This window comes from Massilia sp. H6, assembly GCF_024802625.1.
Taxonomy (GTDB): domain Bacteria; phylum Pseudomonadota; class Gammaproteobacteria; order Burkholderiales; family Burkholderiaceae_D; genus Telluria.
Genome location: NZ_CP103371.1, coordinates 614,414 through 629,707 on the forward strand (window position 1 = coordinate 614,414; position 15,294 = coordinate 629,707).

The 15,294-nt window shown below is 62.6% G+C and carries 16 protein-coding genes and 1 tRNA gene; 10 read left to right on the forward strand and 7 right to left on the reverse strand.

Annotation, left to right across the window (positions count from 1 at the left end; genetic code table 11):
* The first annotated feature begins 11 nt into the window (after positions 1–11).
* The 5 genes from rpsG to NRS07_RS02690 all read left to right on the forward strand — a co-directional run bounded on the left by rpsG (position 12) and on the right by NRS07_RS02690 (position 5,337).
* Positions 12–482 (forward strand): 30S ribosomal protein S7, encoded by a 471-nt coding sequence (gene rpsG, locus NRS07_RS02670; RefSeq protein WP_259210903.1) that lies wholly within the window; start codon positions 12–14, stop codon positions 480–482.
* Positions 483–598: 116 nt separating this feature from the next.
* Positions 599–2,704 carry an elongation factor G gene (gene fusA, locus NRS07_RS02675; protein WP_259210906.1) on the forward strand — a complete coding sequence of 702 codons (2,106 nt, stop codon included), beginning with the start codon at positions 599–601 and terminating at the stop codon, positions 2,702–2,704.
* Between the two features lie 77 nt (positions 2,705–2,781).
* A complete protein-coding gene (gene tuf, locus NRS07_RS02680; protein ID WP_171085305.1) occupies positions 2,782–3,972 on the forward strand; it encodes an elongation factor Tu in 1,191 nt (396 codons plus the stop codon).
* Between the two features lie 184 nt (positions 3,973–4,156).
* The gene (gene rpsJ, locus NRS07_RS02685; RefSeq protein WP_259210908.1) at positions 4,157–4,471 is read left to right on the forward strand and encodes a 30S ribosomal protein S10; all 315 of its coding nucleotides are present in this window, start codon (positions 4,157–4,159) and stop codon (positions 4,469–4,471) included.
* Positions 4,472–4,707: 236 nt separating this feature from the next.
* Positions 4,708–5,337: a hypothetical protein gene (locus NRS07_RS02690; protein WP_259210910.1), complete on the forward strand. Its 630-nt coding sequence runs from the start codon at positions 4,708–4,710 to the stop codon at positions 5,335–5,337.
* 54 nt (positions 5,338–5,391) lie between these two features.
* Here NRS07_RS02690 and NRS07_RS02695 read toward each other — a convergent pair whose 3' ends face one another.
* From NRS07_RS02695 to NRS07_RS02725, 7 genes are all read right to left on the reverse strand, one after another.
* Positions 5,392–6,654 (reverse strand): TerD family protein, encoded by a 1,263-nt coding sequence (locus NRS07_RS02695; protein WP_259210912.1) that lies wholly within the window; start codon positions 6,652–6,654, stop codon positions 5,392–5,394.
* Positions 6,651–7,583: an HpcH/HpaI aldolase/citrate lyase family protein gene (locus NRS07_RS02700; protein ID WP_259210914.1), complete on the reverse strand. Its 933-nt coding sequence runs from the start codon at positions 7,581–7,583 to the stop codon at positions 6,651–6,653. The genes NRS07_RS02695 and NRS07_RS02700 overlap by 4 nt, the downstream gene beginning before the upstream one ends.
* Positions 7,576–8,676 (reverse strand): cysteine protease StiP family protein, encoded by a 1,101-nt coding sequence (locus NRS07_RS02705; RefSeq protein ID WP_259210915.1) that lies wholly within the window; start codon positions 8,674–8,676, stop codon positions 7,576–7,578. Before NRS07_RS02705 ends, NRS07_RS02700 begins: the two co-directional genes overlap by 8 nt.
* The gene (locus tag NRS07_RS02710) at positions 8,673–9,449 is read right to left on the reverse strand and encodes a hypothetical protein (protein ID WP_307729912.1); all 777 of its coding nucleotides are present in this window, start codon (positions 9,447–9,449) and stop codon (positions 8,673–8,675) included. Before NRS07_RS02710 ends, NRS07_RS02705 begins: the two co-directional genes overlap by 4 nt.
* Positions 9,424–10,608: a phosphoribosyltransferase domain-containing protein gene (locus NRS07_RS02715; RefSeq protein WP_259210918.1), complete on the reverse strand. Its 1,185-nt coding sequence runs from the start codon at positions 10,606–10,608 to the stop codon at positions 9,424–9,426. The genes NRS07_RS02710 and NRS07_RS02715 overlap by 26 nt, the downstream gene beginning before the upstream one ends.
* Positions 10,605–11,633, reverse strand: a complete 1,029-nt coding sequence (locus NRS07_RS02720; protein WP_259210921.1) for an ATP-grasp domain-containing protein — start codon at positions 11,631–11,633, stop codon at positions 10,605–10,607. Before NRS07_RS02720 ends, NRS07_RS02715 begins: the two co-directional genes overlap by 4 nt.
* 80 nt (positions 11,634–11,713) lie before the next feature.
* Positions 11,714–12,289 (reverse strand): TerD family protein, encoded by a 576-nt coding sequence (locus NRS07_RS02725; protein ID WP_259210922.1) that lies wholly within the window; start codon positions 12,287–12,289, stop codon positions 11,714–11,716.
* Positions 12,290–12,523: 234 nt separating this feature from the next.
* On the opposite strand from NRS07_RS02725, the gene NRS07_RS02730 reads away from it, so the two are divergent.
* From NRS07_RS02730 to rplB, 5 genes are all read left to right on the forward strand, one after another.
* Positions 12,524–12,600, forward strand: a tRNA-Val gene (locus NRS07_RS02730).
* A gap of 265 nt (positions 12,601–12,865) precedes the next feature.
* A complete protein-coding gene (gene rplC / locus NRS07_RS02735; protein WP_259210924.1) occupies positions 12,866–13,522 on the forward strand; it encodes a 50S ribosomal protein L3 in 657 nt (218 codons plus the stop codon).
* A 2-nt stretch (positions 13,523–13,524) separates the two neighbouring features.
* A complete protein-coding gene (gene rplD, locus NRS07_RS02740) occupies positions 13,525–14,145 on the forward strand; it encodes a 50S ribosomal protein L4 (protein ID WP_259210925.1) in 621 nt (206 codons plus the stop codon).
* Positions 14,142–14,459, forward strand: coding sequence for a 50S ribosomal protein L23 (rplW, locus tag NRS07_RS02745; RefSeq protein WP_171085187.1), 318 nt, complete (start codon positions 14,142–14,144; stop codon positions 14,457–14,459). Before rplD ends, rplW begins: the two co-directional genes overlap by 4 nt.
* Positions 14,459–15,289, forward strand: coding sequence for a 50S ribosomal protein L2 (gene rplB, locus NRS07_RS02750; RefSeq protein ID WP_259210929.1), 831 nt, complete (start codon positions 14,459–14,461; stop codon positions 15,287–15,289). Before rplW ends, rplB begins: the two co-directional genes overlap by 1 nt.
* The last annotated feature ends 5 nt before the right edge of the window (positions 15,290–15,294 follow it).

The following is a 15,294-nucleotide window of genomic DNA, read 5'->3' on the forward strand; positions in this document are numbered from 1 at the left end:
AAGGAATTGAAATGCCACGTCGTCGTGAAGTACCCAAGCGCGAGATCCTGCCAGATCCAAAATTCGGCAACACCGATGTCGCCAAGTTCGTCAACGTTCTGATGCTGTCCGGCAAGAAGTCGGTCGCTGAAAACATCATCTACGGTGCGTTTGAATACATCCAGACCAAATCGGGCAAGGACCCGCTGGAAGTGTTCATGGCCGCGATCACGAACGCCAAGCCGATGGTCGAAGTCAAGTCGCGCCGTGTCGGCGGTGCCAACTACCAGGTGCCAGTGGAAGTTCGTCCGGTTCGTCGTATGGCGCTGTCCATGCGTTGGTTGCGCGAAGCCGCAAACAAGCGCAGCGAAAAATCCATGCCACAACGTCTCGGCGGTGAGCTGATGGAAGCGGCTGAAATGCGCGGCGGCGCCATGAAGCGTCGCGATGAAGTTCACCGTATGGCTGAAGCGAACAAGGCGTTCTCGCACTTCCGCTTCTAAGCAATTGGCCAGACCCTTTCTGGGGCGCGGCCGTGCAGTATCTGTTGTTCAGGCCGGGCACATTTTGACTCCAAGATGCCGCCCGGTTTTGTCCATTCAAAGATTTAGGAAAAATTATGGCACGCAAGACCCCCATTGAGCGCTACCGCAACATCGGTATTTCCGCTCACATCGATGCTGGTAAAACCACCACCACCGAACGCGTCCTGTTCTACACCGGCGTGAACCACAAGATCGGCGAAGTGCACGACGGCGCCGCGACCATGGACTGGATGGAGCAGGAGCAGGAACGCGGCATTACCATTACCTCGGCAGCGACGACCTGCTTCTGGAAGGGTATGGCCAACAATTTCGAGCCGCACCACATCAACATCATCGACACCCCGGGCCACGTCGACTTCACCATTGAAGTCGAACGCTCGATGCGCGTGCTCGACGGCGCCTGCATGGTTTACTGCGCAGTCGGCGGCGTGCAGCCACAGTCGGAAACCGTGTGGCGCCAGGCTAACAAGTACAAAGTGCCACGTCTGGCCTTCGTCAACAAGATGGACCGTACCGGTGCCAACTTCTTCAAGGTCTACGATCAGATGCGCGCTCGCCTGAAGGCGAACCCGATTCCGCTGCAGATCCCGATCGGCGCTGAAGAGAACTTCCTGGGCGTGGTCGACCTCGTCAAGATGAAGGCTATCTTCTGGGACGACGCGTCGCAGGGCATGAAGTTCGACTACCGCGACATCCCGGCAGAACTGGTTGATCAAGCCAACGAATGGCGCGAGAAGCTGGTCGAAACCGCCGCTGAAGCGTCGGAAGAGCTGATGAACAAGTACCTGGACGAAGGCGACCTGACCGAAGCAGAGATCAAGGCCGCCCTGCGCCAGCGCACCATTGCGTCGGAAATCGTCCCGATGATGTGCGGTACCGCGTTCAAGAACAAGGGCGTGCAAGCCATGCTCGACGGCGTGATCGAATACCTGCCATCGCCGATCGACATTCCACCAGTCGGTGGTACGGACGAAGACGACCAGCCTGTCACCCGCCGCGCAGCCGACGACGAGAAATTCTCGGCGCTGGCATTCAAGATCATGACCGACCCGTTCGTCGGCCAGCTGATCTTCTTCCGCGTCTATTCGGGCATGATCAAGTCGGGCGACACCGTCTACAACCCGATCAAGAACAAGAAAGAGCGTCTCGGCCGTATTCTGCAGATGCACGCCAACCAGCGCGAAGAAATCAAGGAAGTCCACGCCGGCGACATCGCCGCTGCGGTCGGCCTGAAAGAAGCGACCACAGGCGAAACCCTGTGCGATCCTTCGTCGATCATCACCCTGGAAAAGATGGTCTTCCCTGAGCCGGTCATTCAGCAGGCCGTCGAGCCGAAGACCAAGGCTGACCAGGAAAAAATGGGCCTGGCGCTGAACCGCCTGGCACAAGAAGATCCGTCGTTCCGCGTGCGTACCGATGAAGAATCGGGCCAGACCATCATCGGTGGTATGGGCGAGCTGCACCTGGAAATTATCGTCGACCGCATGAAGCGCGAATTCAGCGTTGAAGCTACCGTCGGCAAGCCACAGGTTGCCTACCGCGAAACCATCCGCAAGACGGTCACCGATGTCGAAGGCAAGTTCGTCAAGCAGTCGGGCGGCCGCGGCCAGTACGGTCACGCAGTCCTGACCATCGAGCCGCAAGAGCCAGGCAAGGGCTTCGAGTTCGTCGACGCGATCAAGGGCGGTGTGGTTCCACGCGAATACATCCCTGCAGTCGAAAAAGGTGTGCGCGAAACCCTGACCACCGGCGTGCTGGCTGGTTACCCGGTCGTTGACGTCAAAGTCACCCTGACCTTCGGTTCGTACCACGACGTCGACTCGAACGAGAACGCGTTCCGCATGGCCGGTTCGATGGCATTCAAGGAAGGCTGCCGCAAAGCATCGCCAGTCATCCTCGAGCCAATGATGTCGGTTGAAGTGGAAACGCCGGAAGACTACGCCGGTAACGTGATGGGCGACTTGTCGTCGCGTCGCGGCATGGTGCAGGGCATGGACGAAATCCCAGGCGGCGGCGGCAAGATCATCAAGGCCGAAGTCCCACTGTCGGAAATGTTCGGTTACTCGACCTCGCTGCGTTCGGCGACCCAGGGCCGTGCAACCTACACGATGGAATTCAAGCACTATTCGGAAGCTCCGAAGCACGTGATTGACGCCATCGTCACCGCAAAATCCAAGTAATGCCTCAGGGGGCAGGGCGCACAGGCCTGCCCCTTCAAAAATAAAGTAAAACAGTTCATTTAAAGGAAGATCGAAAAATGGCAAAAGGTAAATTCGAACGGACCAAGCCGCACGTCAACGTCGGCACCATCGGTCACGTTGACCACGGCAAGACCACCCTGACCGCAGCAATCGCTACCGTCCTGTCGAAGAAATTCGGCGGCGAAGCAAAAGCCTACGACCAGATCGATGCAGCGCCGGAAGAAAAAGCACGCGGCATCACCATCAACACCGCACACGTCGAGTACGAGACCGAGAACCGTCACTACGCACACGTTGACTGCCCAGGCCACGCCGACTACATCAAGAACATGATTACCGGTGCCGCGCAGATGGACGGCGCGATCCTGGTGTGCTCGGCCGCTGACGGCCCAATGCCACAGACCCGCGAGCACATCCTGCTGGCGCGTCAGGTTGGTGTTCCATACATCATCGTGTTCCTGAACAAGTGCGACCTGGTCGACGACGCAGAACTGCTGGAACTGGTCGAAATGGAAGTGCGTGAGCTTCTGTCGAAGTACGAGTTCCCAGGCGACGACCTGCCAATCATCAAGGGTTCGGCACGTATGGCCCTCGAAGGCAAGCCGGGCGAAATGGGCGAAGACTGCATCATCGCTCTGGCCCATGCACTCGACACCTACATCCCAACGCCAGAGCGCGCTGTTGACGGCGCCTTCCTGATGCCAGTCGAAGACGTGTTCTCGATCTCGGGTCGCGGTACCGTTGTTACCGGTCGCGTCGAGCGCGGTATCATCAAGGTCGGCGAAGAAATCGAAATCGTCGGTATCGTCGACACCGTCAAGACCATCTGCACCGGCGTGGAAATGTTCCGCAAGCTGCTGGACCAGGGTCAAGCTGGCGACAACGTCGGCCTGCTGCTGCGCGGCACCAAGCGTGAAGATGTCCAGCGTGGTCAGGTCCTGGCCAAGCCAGGTTCGATCAAGCCGCACAACCACTTCACCGGCGAGATCTACGTTCTGTCGAAAGATGAAGGCGGCCGTCACACCCCGTTCTTCAACAACTACCGTCCGCAGTTCTATTTCCGTACCACCGACGTGACCGGCTCGATCGAGCTGCCAGCGGACAAGGAAATGGTCATGCCAGGCGATAACGTGTCGATCACCGTCAAGCTGATCAACCCGATCGCGATGGAAGAAGGTCTGCGCTTCGCTATCCGCGAAGGCGGCCGTACCGTCGGCGCCGGCGTGGTTGCCAAGATCCTGGCCTAAGTTCGCTTAGCCGGATCGCCCGGGTGGCTCTGTCACCCGGGCACCACAGATGGGGACAGACTTTTGGTCTTGTCCCCATCTTCATGAGGGGGAAGAGTGATACAATCCCGCCTCTTGTGCAGCACAGAAGCACCTTACACACATTGCCGGCTTCGAGCCGGAACGTTCTTTAAAAGGAAACAGCATGTCCGCTAACCAGAAAATCCGTATCCGCCTGAAGGCTTTCGACTACAAGCTGATCGACCAGTCCGCACTGGAAATCGTCGAAACCGCCAAGCGCACCGGCGCCGTGGTCAAGGGCCCAGTCCCACTGCCAACCCGTATCCAGCGTTTCGACATCCTGCGTTCGCCGCACGTCAACAAGACCTCGCGCGACCAGTTCGAAATCCGTACGCACCAGCGCCTGATGGACATCGTTGATCCTACCGACAAGACTGTCGACGCACTGATGAAGCTCGACCTGCCAGCTGGCGTCGACGTCGAAATCAAGCTGCAATAATTGGATGTTCGCCGGCGCAGCAATGCGCCGCGAAGCAGGGGCCGGGAAGTTCGCGAGAACTCCCGGCCTTTGTCGTTTACCGCGCACCTTTGCGCGATCGACCGGCGACAGGCTGGAGTCGGACTGCCATTTTTTTGCCAACTGTAAAAATTTTTCGATTTACCGCTGGCGCATTGCCACGCACCCTTCCCAGCTTTAGCATGTCTTCATTGAACATTGCAGCGTAGCGAGGAAGGATGCTCCCGACCGAAGGCATGGGCACACTAGCGACTCATCTGCGCCCGATCGGCCTGGCGCCGCCAAACGGGGGGGGACTGCGCAGCCGGATCGGACCGGGTGCGCTGATTGTCCTGGTCCATATCGCCGTGACCATCGCGCTGATCCGCTATGCCGGCACGCCGTCGGTGCGGGACAATCCGGCGAGCACGGTCGAGATCGTGTCGACCATCATCCCCATCATGGCCACGCCCCTGGCGCAGGCGGTGGTCGCACATGCGCCCGCATCCTCGCTGCGCCCTCGGCGCGCGGCAGCGCACCGGGTCAGGCCTGCACCGCCCGCGCCCGTGCCCATCCCTGCCAGCCGCGCACCCGAGGCGCCCTCGCCAGTATCCGAGGGCCAGCCGGCGCCACCACAAAACTTTGACATGGAAGGCTGGCGCAACGCGGCGCGCCAGCTCGAGAGCGAGCGGGTACCGACGGCCCGGCAGCACCTGCGCGAAGCTGACGACAGCACACTGGCGCGCGACATCAAGAAGGCGAATCGTCCAAACTGCCAGAGCGCCTACGCGGGCGGCAAGAAGGCCAATTTGCTGGTACTGATTCCACTTGCCATCGATACCGTCACCGGCAAGGGTTGCAAGTGGTAGGGTGCGACCGGGGCGCCCTGCGGCGCTCACGGATTGACCGGCAACGCAGGCTGCTTAGCCTTTCGAGCCGGTCTTCCAGCGCAAGCCGAAGCCGAAATGGCGGTCCATCAGTTCGTGCGCGCTGGTGCCGCCCGACTGCTGGAAGTATTCGGCCAGCTTGGTCACCTGCAGGCTGCCGCCGCGGTTCTCGATCAGGGCGATCGCGCACATCATCTGGTTGCCGCCGCCGTCGAGCCGCACTTCGATGGGGGCCTGGTCGGCCGCGGCAATCGTGACCAGGGCATCGGTTGCGGCCCAATTCGGCACGCCTTCGTAGATGAACGAGAAGATCAGCGCGCGCCGGATCTGGTCGAAACGCTCGCCGTTGATGTACAGGTTTTCGCCGCCGCTGACCGCGCCGGTGCGGTCATCTGCATCGAGCTTGATGAAGGGCTCGCGCTCGAGCTCACCCCAGGAATTACCGAGCGCCTGCACCAGCCCGCGCCGGCCGTCGGCCAGTTCGTACATGCAGCCGAGGTCCAGGTCGATGCCGCCGCGACCCTTGCGGCCGGCGGTGGCGGTGGCGATCAGCTTGTCGAAGAAGCCGGTCTTGGCCGGCGCCGGCGGGGGCGGGGTGGTGGCCGACTGGTTCCAGTTCAGGTTGACGTGAATGCGGCCGAAACCCTTGCCCGCACGCTTGTCGAGCGAGACCTTGTCGCCGCGCTTTTCCAGCGTGACCTTCGACAGCGAGACCCTCGGCGCCGCCGGTGCCGGTGCCGGTGCTGGTGCCGGCGCCGGTGTAGGCGCCGATGCTGGTGCCGCCTTTGGCGCGGCTTCGCTGCCGCCGAAATGCGCCAGCAGCGCCGACAGGCCGCCACTGAAGCCCTGGCCGACCGCGCCAAAGCGCCAGCTGCCGTCGCGGCGGTACAGCTCGGCCACGATGACAGCCTTTTCGTCGCCAAAGTCCTGGCCCGACCACGGGAAGCGCACCGCGCTGCCCAGGCTCAGCGAGCAGGCGCCGAGTGCGCGCATGCTCTGGGCGCCGTCGATGGCGGCCACGAACACCAGCTTGGCGATCGACGCCGGCAGTTTGTCGAGGTCGATCGCGAAGCGGGCCGGCCCGGCCGCCTGCTCCAGCCGTACCGCGCCCTCGGGGCTGGCCAGCTGGTTGTAGAACACCATGTAACGGTCGTCCGAGAGCTTGTCGGAGGCGTCCAGCCCGAAGCAGGACACGTCGACCGACATGCCCGGCGACTGGAGGTCGACGTCGACCTTGAATGCGCTGCCGCAGCCGAGATCGGCCAACTTGCCTTTTTGCCCGCGTGCGAACTGGTTCATGATGGTTCTCCTTCCATGGATGGGGTACGCCCCGGCGGCCGGCGGGCTGCATCGAGGGCATGGGCGCCGAAGCGGTGTGATTGTTCGACCAGGCTCTCGGCCCAGGCGCGATGGGTGGCGACTTCGCACATGGCGTCGTCCATGCGGAACACGGCCGGACTGGCGTCGTCCAGGATGGCGCGCGCCACCGCCAGGTCTTGCGGGCGCACCTTGTAGTGCTGCTCGATCGGCCCGATCTGGGTCGGATGGATCGCTGTCTTGCCGACCATGCCATAGGCGAGATCTTCGAGTACCTCCTGGTCGAGCAACTCGGCCAGGTCAAGGTATTCGAATACCGGCGCGGTGAGTGCAAAGCCGTATGGGCGGAAGGTGGTCACCAGGCGCGCGATGACCGGGCCCAGTGGGGTGCGGTAGATCGTCATGCCGCGCGGGCGACGCAGCCCGAGCAGGGCGAGCAGGTCGTTGCCGCCGATGCGCAGGCACAGGATGCGCTGGCGCACGCCGGGCGCATCGAACACGCTGCGCAACTGCTGCATTTCGCTATCGCAGAACACCTCGGCCGTCTCCAGCGTCGGCATCAGCATGTGGCCAGTGTCGCGCACCAGGCGGAAATAGACCTCGAAATTGTGCCGCGTGACCTTTGGCAGCACGAAGCCGGTCAGCTTCTCGCTGCCGGCCATGGCCAGCACGCGCGCCATGACGTCCGGGTTGCGCACCCGCACAAAACGATCGGCCGGGATCTCGTCGCGCATGTTCTCCAGCACCACCGACAGGTTGAACAGTGACCAGCTCAGCTCTCCCTCGGCGATGGCATCTTCGAGGCAGAAGATGAGCGAACGTGCCTGCGGCAGCTTCTCGCCGTTGGCGATACCAGCCAGGTCCTTGTGATTGGCGGGCACGTACAAGGACGCGCCCATCGACTTAACCATCCAGTGCACTCCTGATGAGGGATACTGCGTGATAGGGCAGTGCCGGATCGATTTCGACCGGCACCTGTTTTTCTTCGGCCAGCACCTGCAGGTGCGCCACATCGTCGGCGCCCGCCTGGCGCAGCACCAGCAGGCGCGGCACGCGCCGTAGCAGCACGCGGGTGGCCTCGCCGATGCCCGGCTTGACCAGGTTGACGTCGGCGATGTCGTAGCGTGCCATTGCCCGCGCCAGGTAGGCGCGCGACTGCGCGCCGGCCAGCGCGGCGTCGAGGCTGGCGGCGACGGGCAAGCCCTTGGCCGCCTGGGCGGTGGCAAGCCCCACCAGTGTATCGGCGAAGTGCTGCGACTGGTCGTGCTGCGCATACTGGCCGTAGTACACGCAGCCATGGAAGTCGTGCGGACCGATGCGCTCGTCCAGCACGGTACGGCTGACCAGGCCCGACACGGTCGCATTGAGGATGCTCGACGGGATCAGGTAATCGTCGCCGGAAGCCGCGCAGGCGGCCGCGCCGGCCAGGTCGGACAGCACATGCAGGCCGCTGTCGATGCTGGTTCCGTGCGCTGCGTTGAAGGCGTGGACCGACCGCGCCAGCTCGCGCGCGATCACGCCCTTGCCGGTCCAGCCGTCCACGAACACGATCGATTCGGGGCGGTGGCCGCTAGCCAGAATGTGCCGTAGCGCGACGCAGTCCAGGCCGCGGTCGCGCACGATCGACACCGAATAGTGGGCCGCCTGGCGCCCATATACCTCGCGCAGCAGGCGCGCCACCACCACGCCCACCGGGGTGCCGGCGCGCGCCAGCGAGACCAGCGTGATCTCGTCGCCCCCCGTGCCGCCGCCGCGTTCTGCGATCAATGCGGCCAGGCGCAGGCAGTCTTGCGCCATGCGCCCATTGTTGGCGCGGCAGGCTGCCTCGAACAGCGCCATGTAGCGCGCCGAGGGCACCGCTTCGGGCGACAGCATCTGGCTGTAATGGCGCTGGCCCGACTGGATCAGGCGCTCTTTTTCAAGCACGCCGGTGAATTGCTGCGCCGCCAAGCGGGTGAGCAGGAAATCGACTTCGCCGCTGCGGTAGCTGCCCGAAAAGCTCATAGCGCCGCCACGGTAATGCCTGCCAGCTGGGTCGCGCGCGGCACGATTGCATAATCGCAGGCTGCCATGAAGGGGGCGTCCGAGCGGCTGTCGCCCATGCCGAAGGTGATGATGTCGCCATGTTCGGCGCGCAGCAGTTCGGTAACACAGGCCACGGCATGCGCCTTGTCGAGCGCCTTCGGCAGGATCGCCAGGTTGTTGCCGTTGCGGTGGACGACGTAAGGCCTGTTTCCGTCGGCGATCCAGGGGCGCACAACGTCTGTCTCGACCGGCGCCAGGCGCTCGTGCCGCTTGTCCGGGTCTTTTACCACCAAGAAGAAGGGCGTGGCGAAGTCCTCGATCATGCGGGCCCGCCCGCCGAAGCCGGTGCGCTGCGCGTAGTGGTCGATATGCGCGGCCAGCTCCAGCAGGCCCGGCAGGGCGGTGTGCATCGCGGCGCGCATGCCTTCGAGCCAGGGCGCATGGCTGGCGCCGCCGGGTAGCAGTACCACGCCGCCATAGTTGATGATGGCGTAGCTGTCGAACGGCAGGTCTACGCGGCGCAGGCCGTCGTGGTCGCGCGCGGTGGTCGGAATCAGCGTCATCCCGTCCTGCGCAAAGGCCAGGAAGGCGCGTTGCACGCCGGTGGTGTACGAACAGATGCTGCCGTCCTTGTAGTAGGCGGCCGGCTCCAGCACATCCGGGCCACTTCGGTGGCTGCCAAGCGCCGTGGCCTTGTCGAAGGTCTGGAACAGCGTATCGTCCAGGTCAGCGAACAGGAACTTCTTCAACATGGTCTTCTCGCAGGAAGTGGAACAGGCGCGCATCGAGCAGGCCGGCAAGCTCGCGCAAGGCCGGACCCACGACGCTCTCGTGGCACACCAGTACGTGGTCGTACTGGCCGGGCGCGACGTTGTAGATGAAATTGGCGACGCCTTCGCCGTAATTGTCTGGAAAACGCAAGGCGTGGCTCACCGCGCCCCAGACCAGGATCGGCGAGCGCGTGGTCGACTGCACTTTCACGTCGACGCCGCGCCGCTCCAGCGCCGCAGCCAGCAGCAGGCTGGCGTGCATGAATTCGCCGGTGCCGAGCACCAGCACCGTGGCGCCGGGGGCGAACTCTCCCGCCAGGCGCGCGGCAAGTGTCTCGGCGGCGGGCAGGGCGCCGGCCAAGCCAAGGCGTCCGAAGCGCGGGCTCGCGCCGCGGTCCGCATCCGGGTCGAAGCGCTGTGCCTGGCCCGCGGGCGCGCTATAGTCACCCGGCGTGAATCGGTATTCGCCGCTGACCAGCGCGCCCATGCTCACCGGCAGGCCAAAGCGTGCGCCCAGTGCGGCGGTCGCCGCCGCGCCCATGAAGTTGGTGATGGTCGCCAGGTGGACGCGTTCGATGCCCGGGTTCAGGCGCTGGCACGCCTGGCTGAGGTTAAGAAAGGTGTTGCCGGTACTGGCCTCGTCGTCGACCAGCACCAGCGTGCGCGCTTGGAGCAGCAGCGCGTGCAGCAACGGGTCGGTTGGCAGGTGCAGGAACTGGCGCGGCGCGTGGCTGTGGGCTTCCTCGAATTCGATCAGCGGTCCGTTGCCGACGCGGTAGCGCGTGGTGTGGATGAACAGCGCCGGCTGGCCCGGATGGGCGCGCAGCCAGGCCTCGAACACGCCCTGGCCCAGGCCAATCGCGGTTTCGGCCATTGCGATGAACACCACCGCGCCCGGTACCGGCGGCACGGTCGCAGCCAGGCGCTCGTGGATGGCAAGCATGCTCGCGGGCGTTACCGGCCAGTGCTTGCCCAGCACTTTGCTCAGGAACAGAAAGCCGCGCTTGGCGTTGGCGCGTGCGGCAAAGCCCAGTAGCGCATCGGCTTCTCCGGCGCCGTCGTCGAGCGTGAGCTCGAGCAGGCCGGTGGGCAGGGCCACGCGATGGTGCGCCAGCGCTTGCCGGTCGTGCAATGCATTCATGCCAGCTCCATCGCCTGCTGCACTTCGACCACGCGCATGCCGTTGCGTACTTCGGGCACCTCGACCGTGTCGAACCCGTTGGCAAAGCCGCTCAGGGCGATCCAGGGCAGGTTGGGGCCGGCCATGCAGGCCATGCCGATACCGCCCGACATGCGTGGATTGATCTCGAGCAGGCGCGCACGTTTTTCCTGTCCCTTGCCGGATTCGCGGAACTGCACGTTGAAGATGCCGTTCAGGCCATAGTCGCGGGCCAGCTGCGTGGTGGCCTCGACGATGTCGGGGCGCATGTCGATCCGCTGGCCGCTGCCCGATGCGAGCTTGCGGCGCGCCACCGCCGCTACCAGGCGGCCGTTGTCGCCGACGCAGTCGACGCTGTATTCGTGGCCATCGAGGAATTCCATCAGCAGCATGCTACGGAACTGCCCCAGCTCGGCCAGGCCGCGGCGCAGGTCGGCGTAGCCGATATGGTATTCGACGCCCGCGAGCAGCAAGGCTGCGCTGCTGCGCTCTTCGTCGATGACGGCGAAGCCCAGGCCATAGATCGAATGCGAGGGCTTCAGGCAAAGCCTGGCGTGGCGCGGGCGCAGCTCGGCCCAGGCGGCGTCGAAGCCCTGCACCGACTCGAAGTGGCGAAACTCGGCCACCGGTGCTTGCTCCAGGCGGGTCTCGGCATAGAAGGCGGCCTTGTCGTGGATCAGCTGCAGCTTCGATGGCGTGGCCGCACTCATGACCCGCGTGCCGATCGCTTCGAAACGCGCGTGGTGGGCCGACAGCGTGGTTGCCTCGCGCCCGGGTACGAAAATGGCGATGCCCTGCTTACGGCAGAACTGCAGGCACCAGTCGACATAGGCATCCGGCTCCAGCCCGGTCGGCTCGCTATAGAACTCGTGCGCCACGCGCGCGGCCGGAGTATGGCGATTGGCGTTGCTGTGGATGATGGTGAACCGGCCAGCCGTATCGGCCTGGCGAATCAGCTTGAAGGCGGCGTAGACGGACGAGAACGTCCTGTTGTACCAGACGCGCATGGAGTCCTCTGTGCAGGGTAGGGGCGGCGCCCGTCCTGGATGCCGGACGGGCGCGCTGTGGCGGTGGGTAAGGCTTGCGCTTACGCGTTGACGCCGAACGAACGGGCGAGCGGGCCGAGGCCGCCCTTGAAGCCCTGGCCGACGGCCCGGAACTTCCATTCGCCGCCATGGCGATACAGCTCGCCGAAGATCATGGCCGTTTCGGTGGAACTGTCTTCGGACAGGTCGTAGCGTGCGATCTCGGCTTCGCCGGCCGCGTTCAGGCAACGGATATACGCTTTGCCGATCATGCCGAAGTTCTGGTTGCGGGCGTCGGCATCGTGGATGGTGACGCAGAACGAGACCTTCTCGATCTCGCTGGGCACCGCGGACAGGTCGACCGTGATCTTCTCGTCGTCGCCGTCGCCCTGGCCGGTGGTGTTGTCGCCCGCGTGCACGACCGAGCCATCGGTCGACTTGAGGTTGTTATAGAAGATGAAATCGGCATCGCCGCGAACCTTGGCATCGGTCTTGAGCATGAAGGCACTGCCGTCGAGGTCGAATGCGGCGCCGTCGGTCGAGCGTGGATCCCAGCCCAGGCCGATGATGACCTTGGTCAGCCCGGGGGCTTCCTTGCTGAGGTTGACGTTGCCGCCTTTTTGCAGACTGATTGCCATGCGAACTCCTTGTTGATTAGAGGGGGGAATCATCGATGCCGTGCGCACTGCCGCCGTTGACGGCAGCTGGGCGATCGCTGTGTGCCGATATAGTAGGGCGTAATTGTTCGATTGTACACGTGCAGCATTTCATCTTGCCAGGCGTGCGCGCTCGGGGCGAACAGGCTTATTTTCACATTCGTACAACACAGCTATTGCAAAACCTGAACGGCCGCACGTATAATTCGGCTCCCCGGGCGGTTAGTTCAGTTGGTTAGAATACTTGGTCGACATCCAAGGGGTCGCAGGTTCGAATCCTGCACCGCCCACCAAAGTTTCCAGATCGCAGGCCCCGAGCCTGCAGAGAAAAGATGGATGACACGTCTTTTCTGTGCTGACCAGCTAGGTCAGATTCCTCTCCTTCTCCAAGCACTGCGGAAAACGCAACAGGGTCGACATACCCCCGATTCTCTTGTTGCGTCAAGCCCTTTTGCGCGCTATACTAGCCGGCTTCGGTATGGGTTTATCTTTTTTGCCCACACCTTTTCCTGGTAGTTAAATTAGCCCCGCCCAATCGTAGGTGGGAATGGAGAAAAAATGAGCCTGGGCCTTCTCGGTCGCAAGGTTGGCATGATGCGCATCTTCACGGATGACGGGGATTCGATCCCAGTTACCGTGCTCGACGTGTCGAACAACCGTGTTGCGCAAGTCAAAACTCCTGAAACTGACGGTTATACCGCTGTTCAGGTCGTATTCGGTCAACGTCGCGCTTCCCGCGTGATCAAAGCCGCTGCTGGTCACTTCGCCAAAGCTGGCGTCGAAGCTGGCACGATGCTGAAGGAATTCCGCATCGATTCCGCACAAGCCGCTGAACTCAAAGCCGGCGACACCATTGATACTTCGATGTTCGAAGTGGGCCAGAAAATCGACGTGCAAGGCACCTCGATCGGTAAGGGCTACGCCGGTACCATCAAGCGTCACAACTTCGCCTCGGGTCGCGCTACCCACGGTAACTCGCGTTCGCACAACGTTCCTGGCTCGATCGGTATGGCCCAGGATCCAGGTCGCGTGTTCCCAGGCAAGCGCATGACCGGTCACATGGGCGACGTCACCGTCACCACCCAGAACCTGGAAGTCGCCCGCATCGACGCTGAGCGTCAACTGCTGCTGGTCAAAGGTGCCGTTCCTGGCGCCAAGAACGGCCAAGTGGTTGTCAAGCCGGCTGTCAAAACCAAAGCCAAGAAAGGAGCTTAATTATGGAACTTCAGCTCCTGAATGAGCAAGGTCAAGCTGGCACCGCTGTCGCTGCTGCCGATACCGTGTTCGGTCGCGAATACAACGAAGCCCTGATTCACCAGGTCGTGGTCGCCTACGCTGCTAACGCACGTAGCGGTAACCGCAAGCAAAAAGACCGTGAAGAAGTGCACCACACCACGAAGAAGCCATGGCGCCAAAAAGGTACCGGCCGCGCTCGTGCTGGTATGTCGTCGTCGCCACTGTGGCGCGGCGGTGGTCGTATCTTCCCGAACTCGCCTGACGAGAACTTCACCCACAAAGTCAACAAGAAGATGTTCCGCGCAGGTATCTGCTCGATCTTCTCGCAGCTGGCGCGTGAAGGCCGTCTGGTCGTTATCGAAAACCTGTCGATCGACGCGCCAAAGACCAAGCTGCTGCAGCAAAAGCTGGTGGGAATGGGCCTCGAATCGGTCCTGGTGATCACCGACACCATCGACGAAAACCTGCTGCTCGCCTCGCGCAACCTGCCACACGTGCTGGTCGTGGAGCCGAAGGCAGCCGATCCGATGTCGCTGGTGTTCTACAAAAAAGTCCTGGTCACCAAAGCTGCACTGGCCAAGATCGAGGAGATGTACGCATGAGCGCCGCAATCAAATTCAGCGAAGAGCGCCTGATGAAGGTGCTGCTGGCTCCGGTCATTTCCGAAAAGGCGACGTTTGTCGCTGAAAAGAACGAACAGATCGTGTTCAAGGTTCTGCCGGATGCGACCAAGCCAGAAATCAAGGCTGCCGTCGAGCTGCTGTTCAAGGTCGAAGTGGAATCGGTGCAAACCGCAAACCGCGAAGGCAAGCAGAAGCGTTCGGGCCGTTTCACCGGTCGCCGCAACCACACCAAGCGCGCTTTCGTGGCCCTCAAGCCGGGTCAGGAAATCAATTTTGTCGAGGAGGCTAAATAATGGCACTCGTTAAGATGAAGCCAACCTCCCCAGGCCGTCGCGGCATGGTGAAAGTTGTGTCGGAAGGCCTGTACAAAGGTCGCCCGTTCGCAGCCCTGGTTGAAAAGAAATCGAAAACTGCCGGCCGTAACAACAACGGCCACATCACTACCCGTCACATGGGTGGTGGTCACAAGCAACACTACCGTATGGTGGACTTCAAGCGCAACGACAAGGACGGTATTCCGGCCAAGGTCGAGCGTATTGAATACGACCCGAACCGTACCGCGCACATTGCTCTGCTGTGCTACGCGGATGGTCATCGTGCGTACATCATCGCCACCAAAGGCATGGCTGTGGGCGATGCCGTCATGAACGGCTCGGAAGCGCCGATCAAGTCGGGCAACTGCCTGCCGATCCGCAACATTCCGGTCGGCACCATCATGAACTGCGTCGAAATGCTGCCAGGTAAGGGTGCCCAGATGGCCCGTACCGCCGGCGCCGGCGTCGTGCTGATGGCTCGCGAAGGCACCTACGCCCAGGTTCGCCTGCGCTCGGGTGAAGTTCGCCGCGTGCACATCGAGTGCCGCGCTACCGTTGGCGAAGTCGGCAATGCCGAACACAGCCTGCGCAAGATCGGTAAGGCTGGCGCGATGCGCTGGCGCGGTGTTCGTCCTACCGTTCGCGGTGTGGTCATGAACCCGGTCGATCACCCGCACGGTGGTGGTGAAGGTAAAACCGCAGCTGGTCGTCATCCAGTGTCGCCTTGGGGCCAACAGACGAAGGGCAAGAAGACGCGTTCGAACAAGCGTACTTCGTCGATGATCGTTTCGCGCCGCGGCAAGAAATAAGGGAT

What these genes read in the sequence shown, in the direction of transcription:
- rpsG (WP_259210903.1), top strand. Translation starts at nt 12, where the DNA reads ATGCCACGTCGTCGTGAAGTACCCAAGCGCGAGATCCTGCCAGATCCA.
- fusA (WP_259210906.1), top strand. Translation starts at nt 599, where the DNA reads ATGGCACGCAAGACCCCCATTGAGCGCTACCGCAACATCGGTATTTCC.
- tuf (WP_171085305.1), top strand. Translation starts at nt 2,782, where the DNA reads ATGGCAAAAGGTAAATTCGAACGGACCAAGCCGCACGTCAACGTCGGC.
- rpsJ (WP_259210908.1), top strand. Translation starts at nt 4,157, where the DNA reads ATGTCCGCTAACCAGAAAATCCGTATCCGCCTGAAGGCTTTCGACTAC.
- NRS07_RS02690 (WP_259210910.1), top strand. Translation starts at nt 4,708, where the DNA reads ATGCTCCCGACCGAAGGCATGGGCACACTAGCGACTCATCTGCGCCCG.
- NRS07_RS02695 (WP_259210912.1), bottom strand. Translation starts at nt 6,654, where the DNA reads ATGAACCAGTTCGCACGCGGGCAAAAAGGCAAGTTGGCCGATCTCGGC.
- NRS07_RS02700 (WP_259210914.1), bottom strand. Translation starts at nt 7,583, where the DNA reads ATGGTTAAGTCGATGGGCGCGTCCTTGTACGTGCCCGCCAATCACAAG.
- NRS07_RS02705 (WP_259210915.1), bottom strand. Translation starts at nt 8,676, where the DNA reads ATGAGCTTTTCGGGCAGCTACCGCAGCGGCGAAGTCGATTTCCTGCTC.
- NRS07_RS02710 (WP_307729912.1), bottom strand. Translation starts at nt 9,449, where the DNA reads ATGTTGAAGAAGTTCCTGTTCGCTGACCTGGACGATACGCTGTTCCAG.
- NRS07_RS02715 (WP_259210918.1), bottom strand. Translation starts at nt 10,608, where the DNA reads ATGAATGCATTGCACGACCGGCAAGCGCTGGCGCACCATCGCGTGGCC.
- NRS07_RS02720 (WP_259210921.1), bottom strand. Translation starts at nt 11,633, where the DNA reads ATGCGCGTCTGGTACAACAGGACGTTCTCGTCCGTCTACGCCGCCTTC.
- NRS07_RS02725 (WP_259210922.1), bottom strand. Translation starts at nt 12,289, where the DNA reads ATGGCAATCAGTCTGCAAAAAGGCGGCAACGTCAACCTCAGCAAGGAA.
- rplC (WP_259210924.1), top strand. Translation starts at nt 12,866, where the DNA reads ATGAGCCTGGGCCTTCTCGGTCGCAAGGTTGGCATGATGCGCATCTTC.
- rplD (WP_259210925.1), top strand. Translation starts at nt 13,525, where the DNA reads ATGGAACTTCAGCTCCTGAATGAGCAAGGTCAAGCTGGCACCGCTGTC.
- rplW (WP_171085187.1), top strand. Translation starts at nt 14,142, where the DNA reads ATGAGCGCCGCAATCAAATTCAGCGAAGAGCGCCTGATGAAGGTGCTG.
- rplB (WP_259210929.1), top strand. Translation starts at nt 14,459, where the DNA reads ATGGCACTCGTTAAGATGAAGCCAACCTCCCCAGGCCGTCGCGGCATG.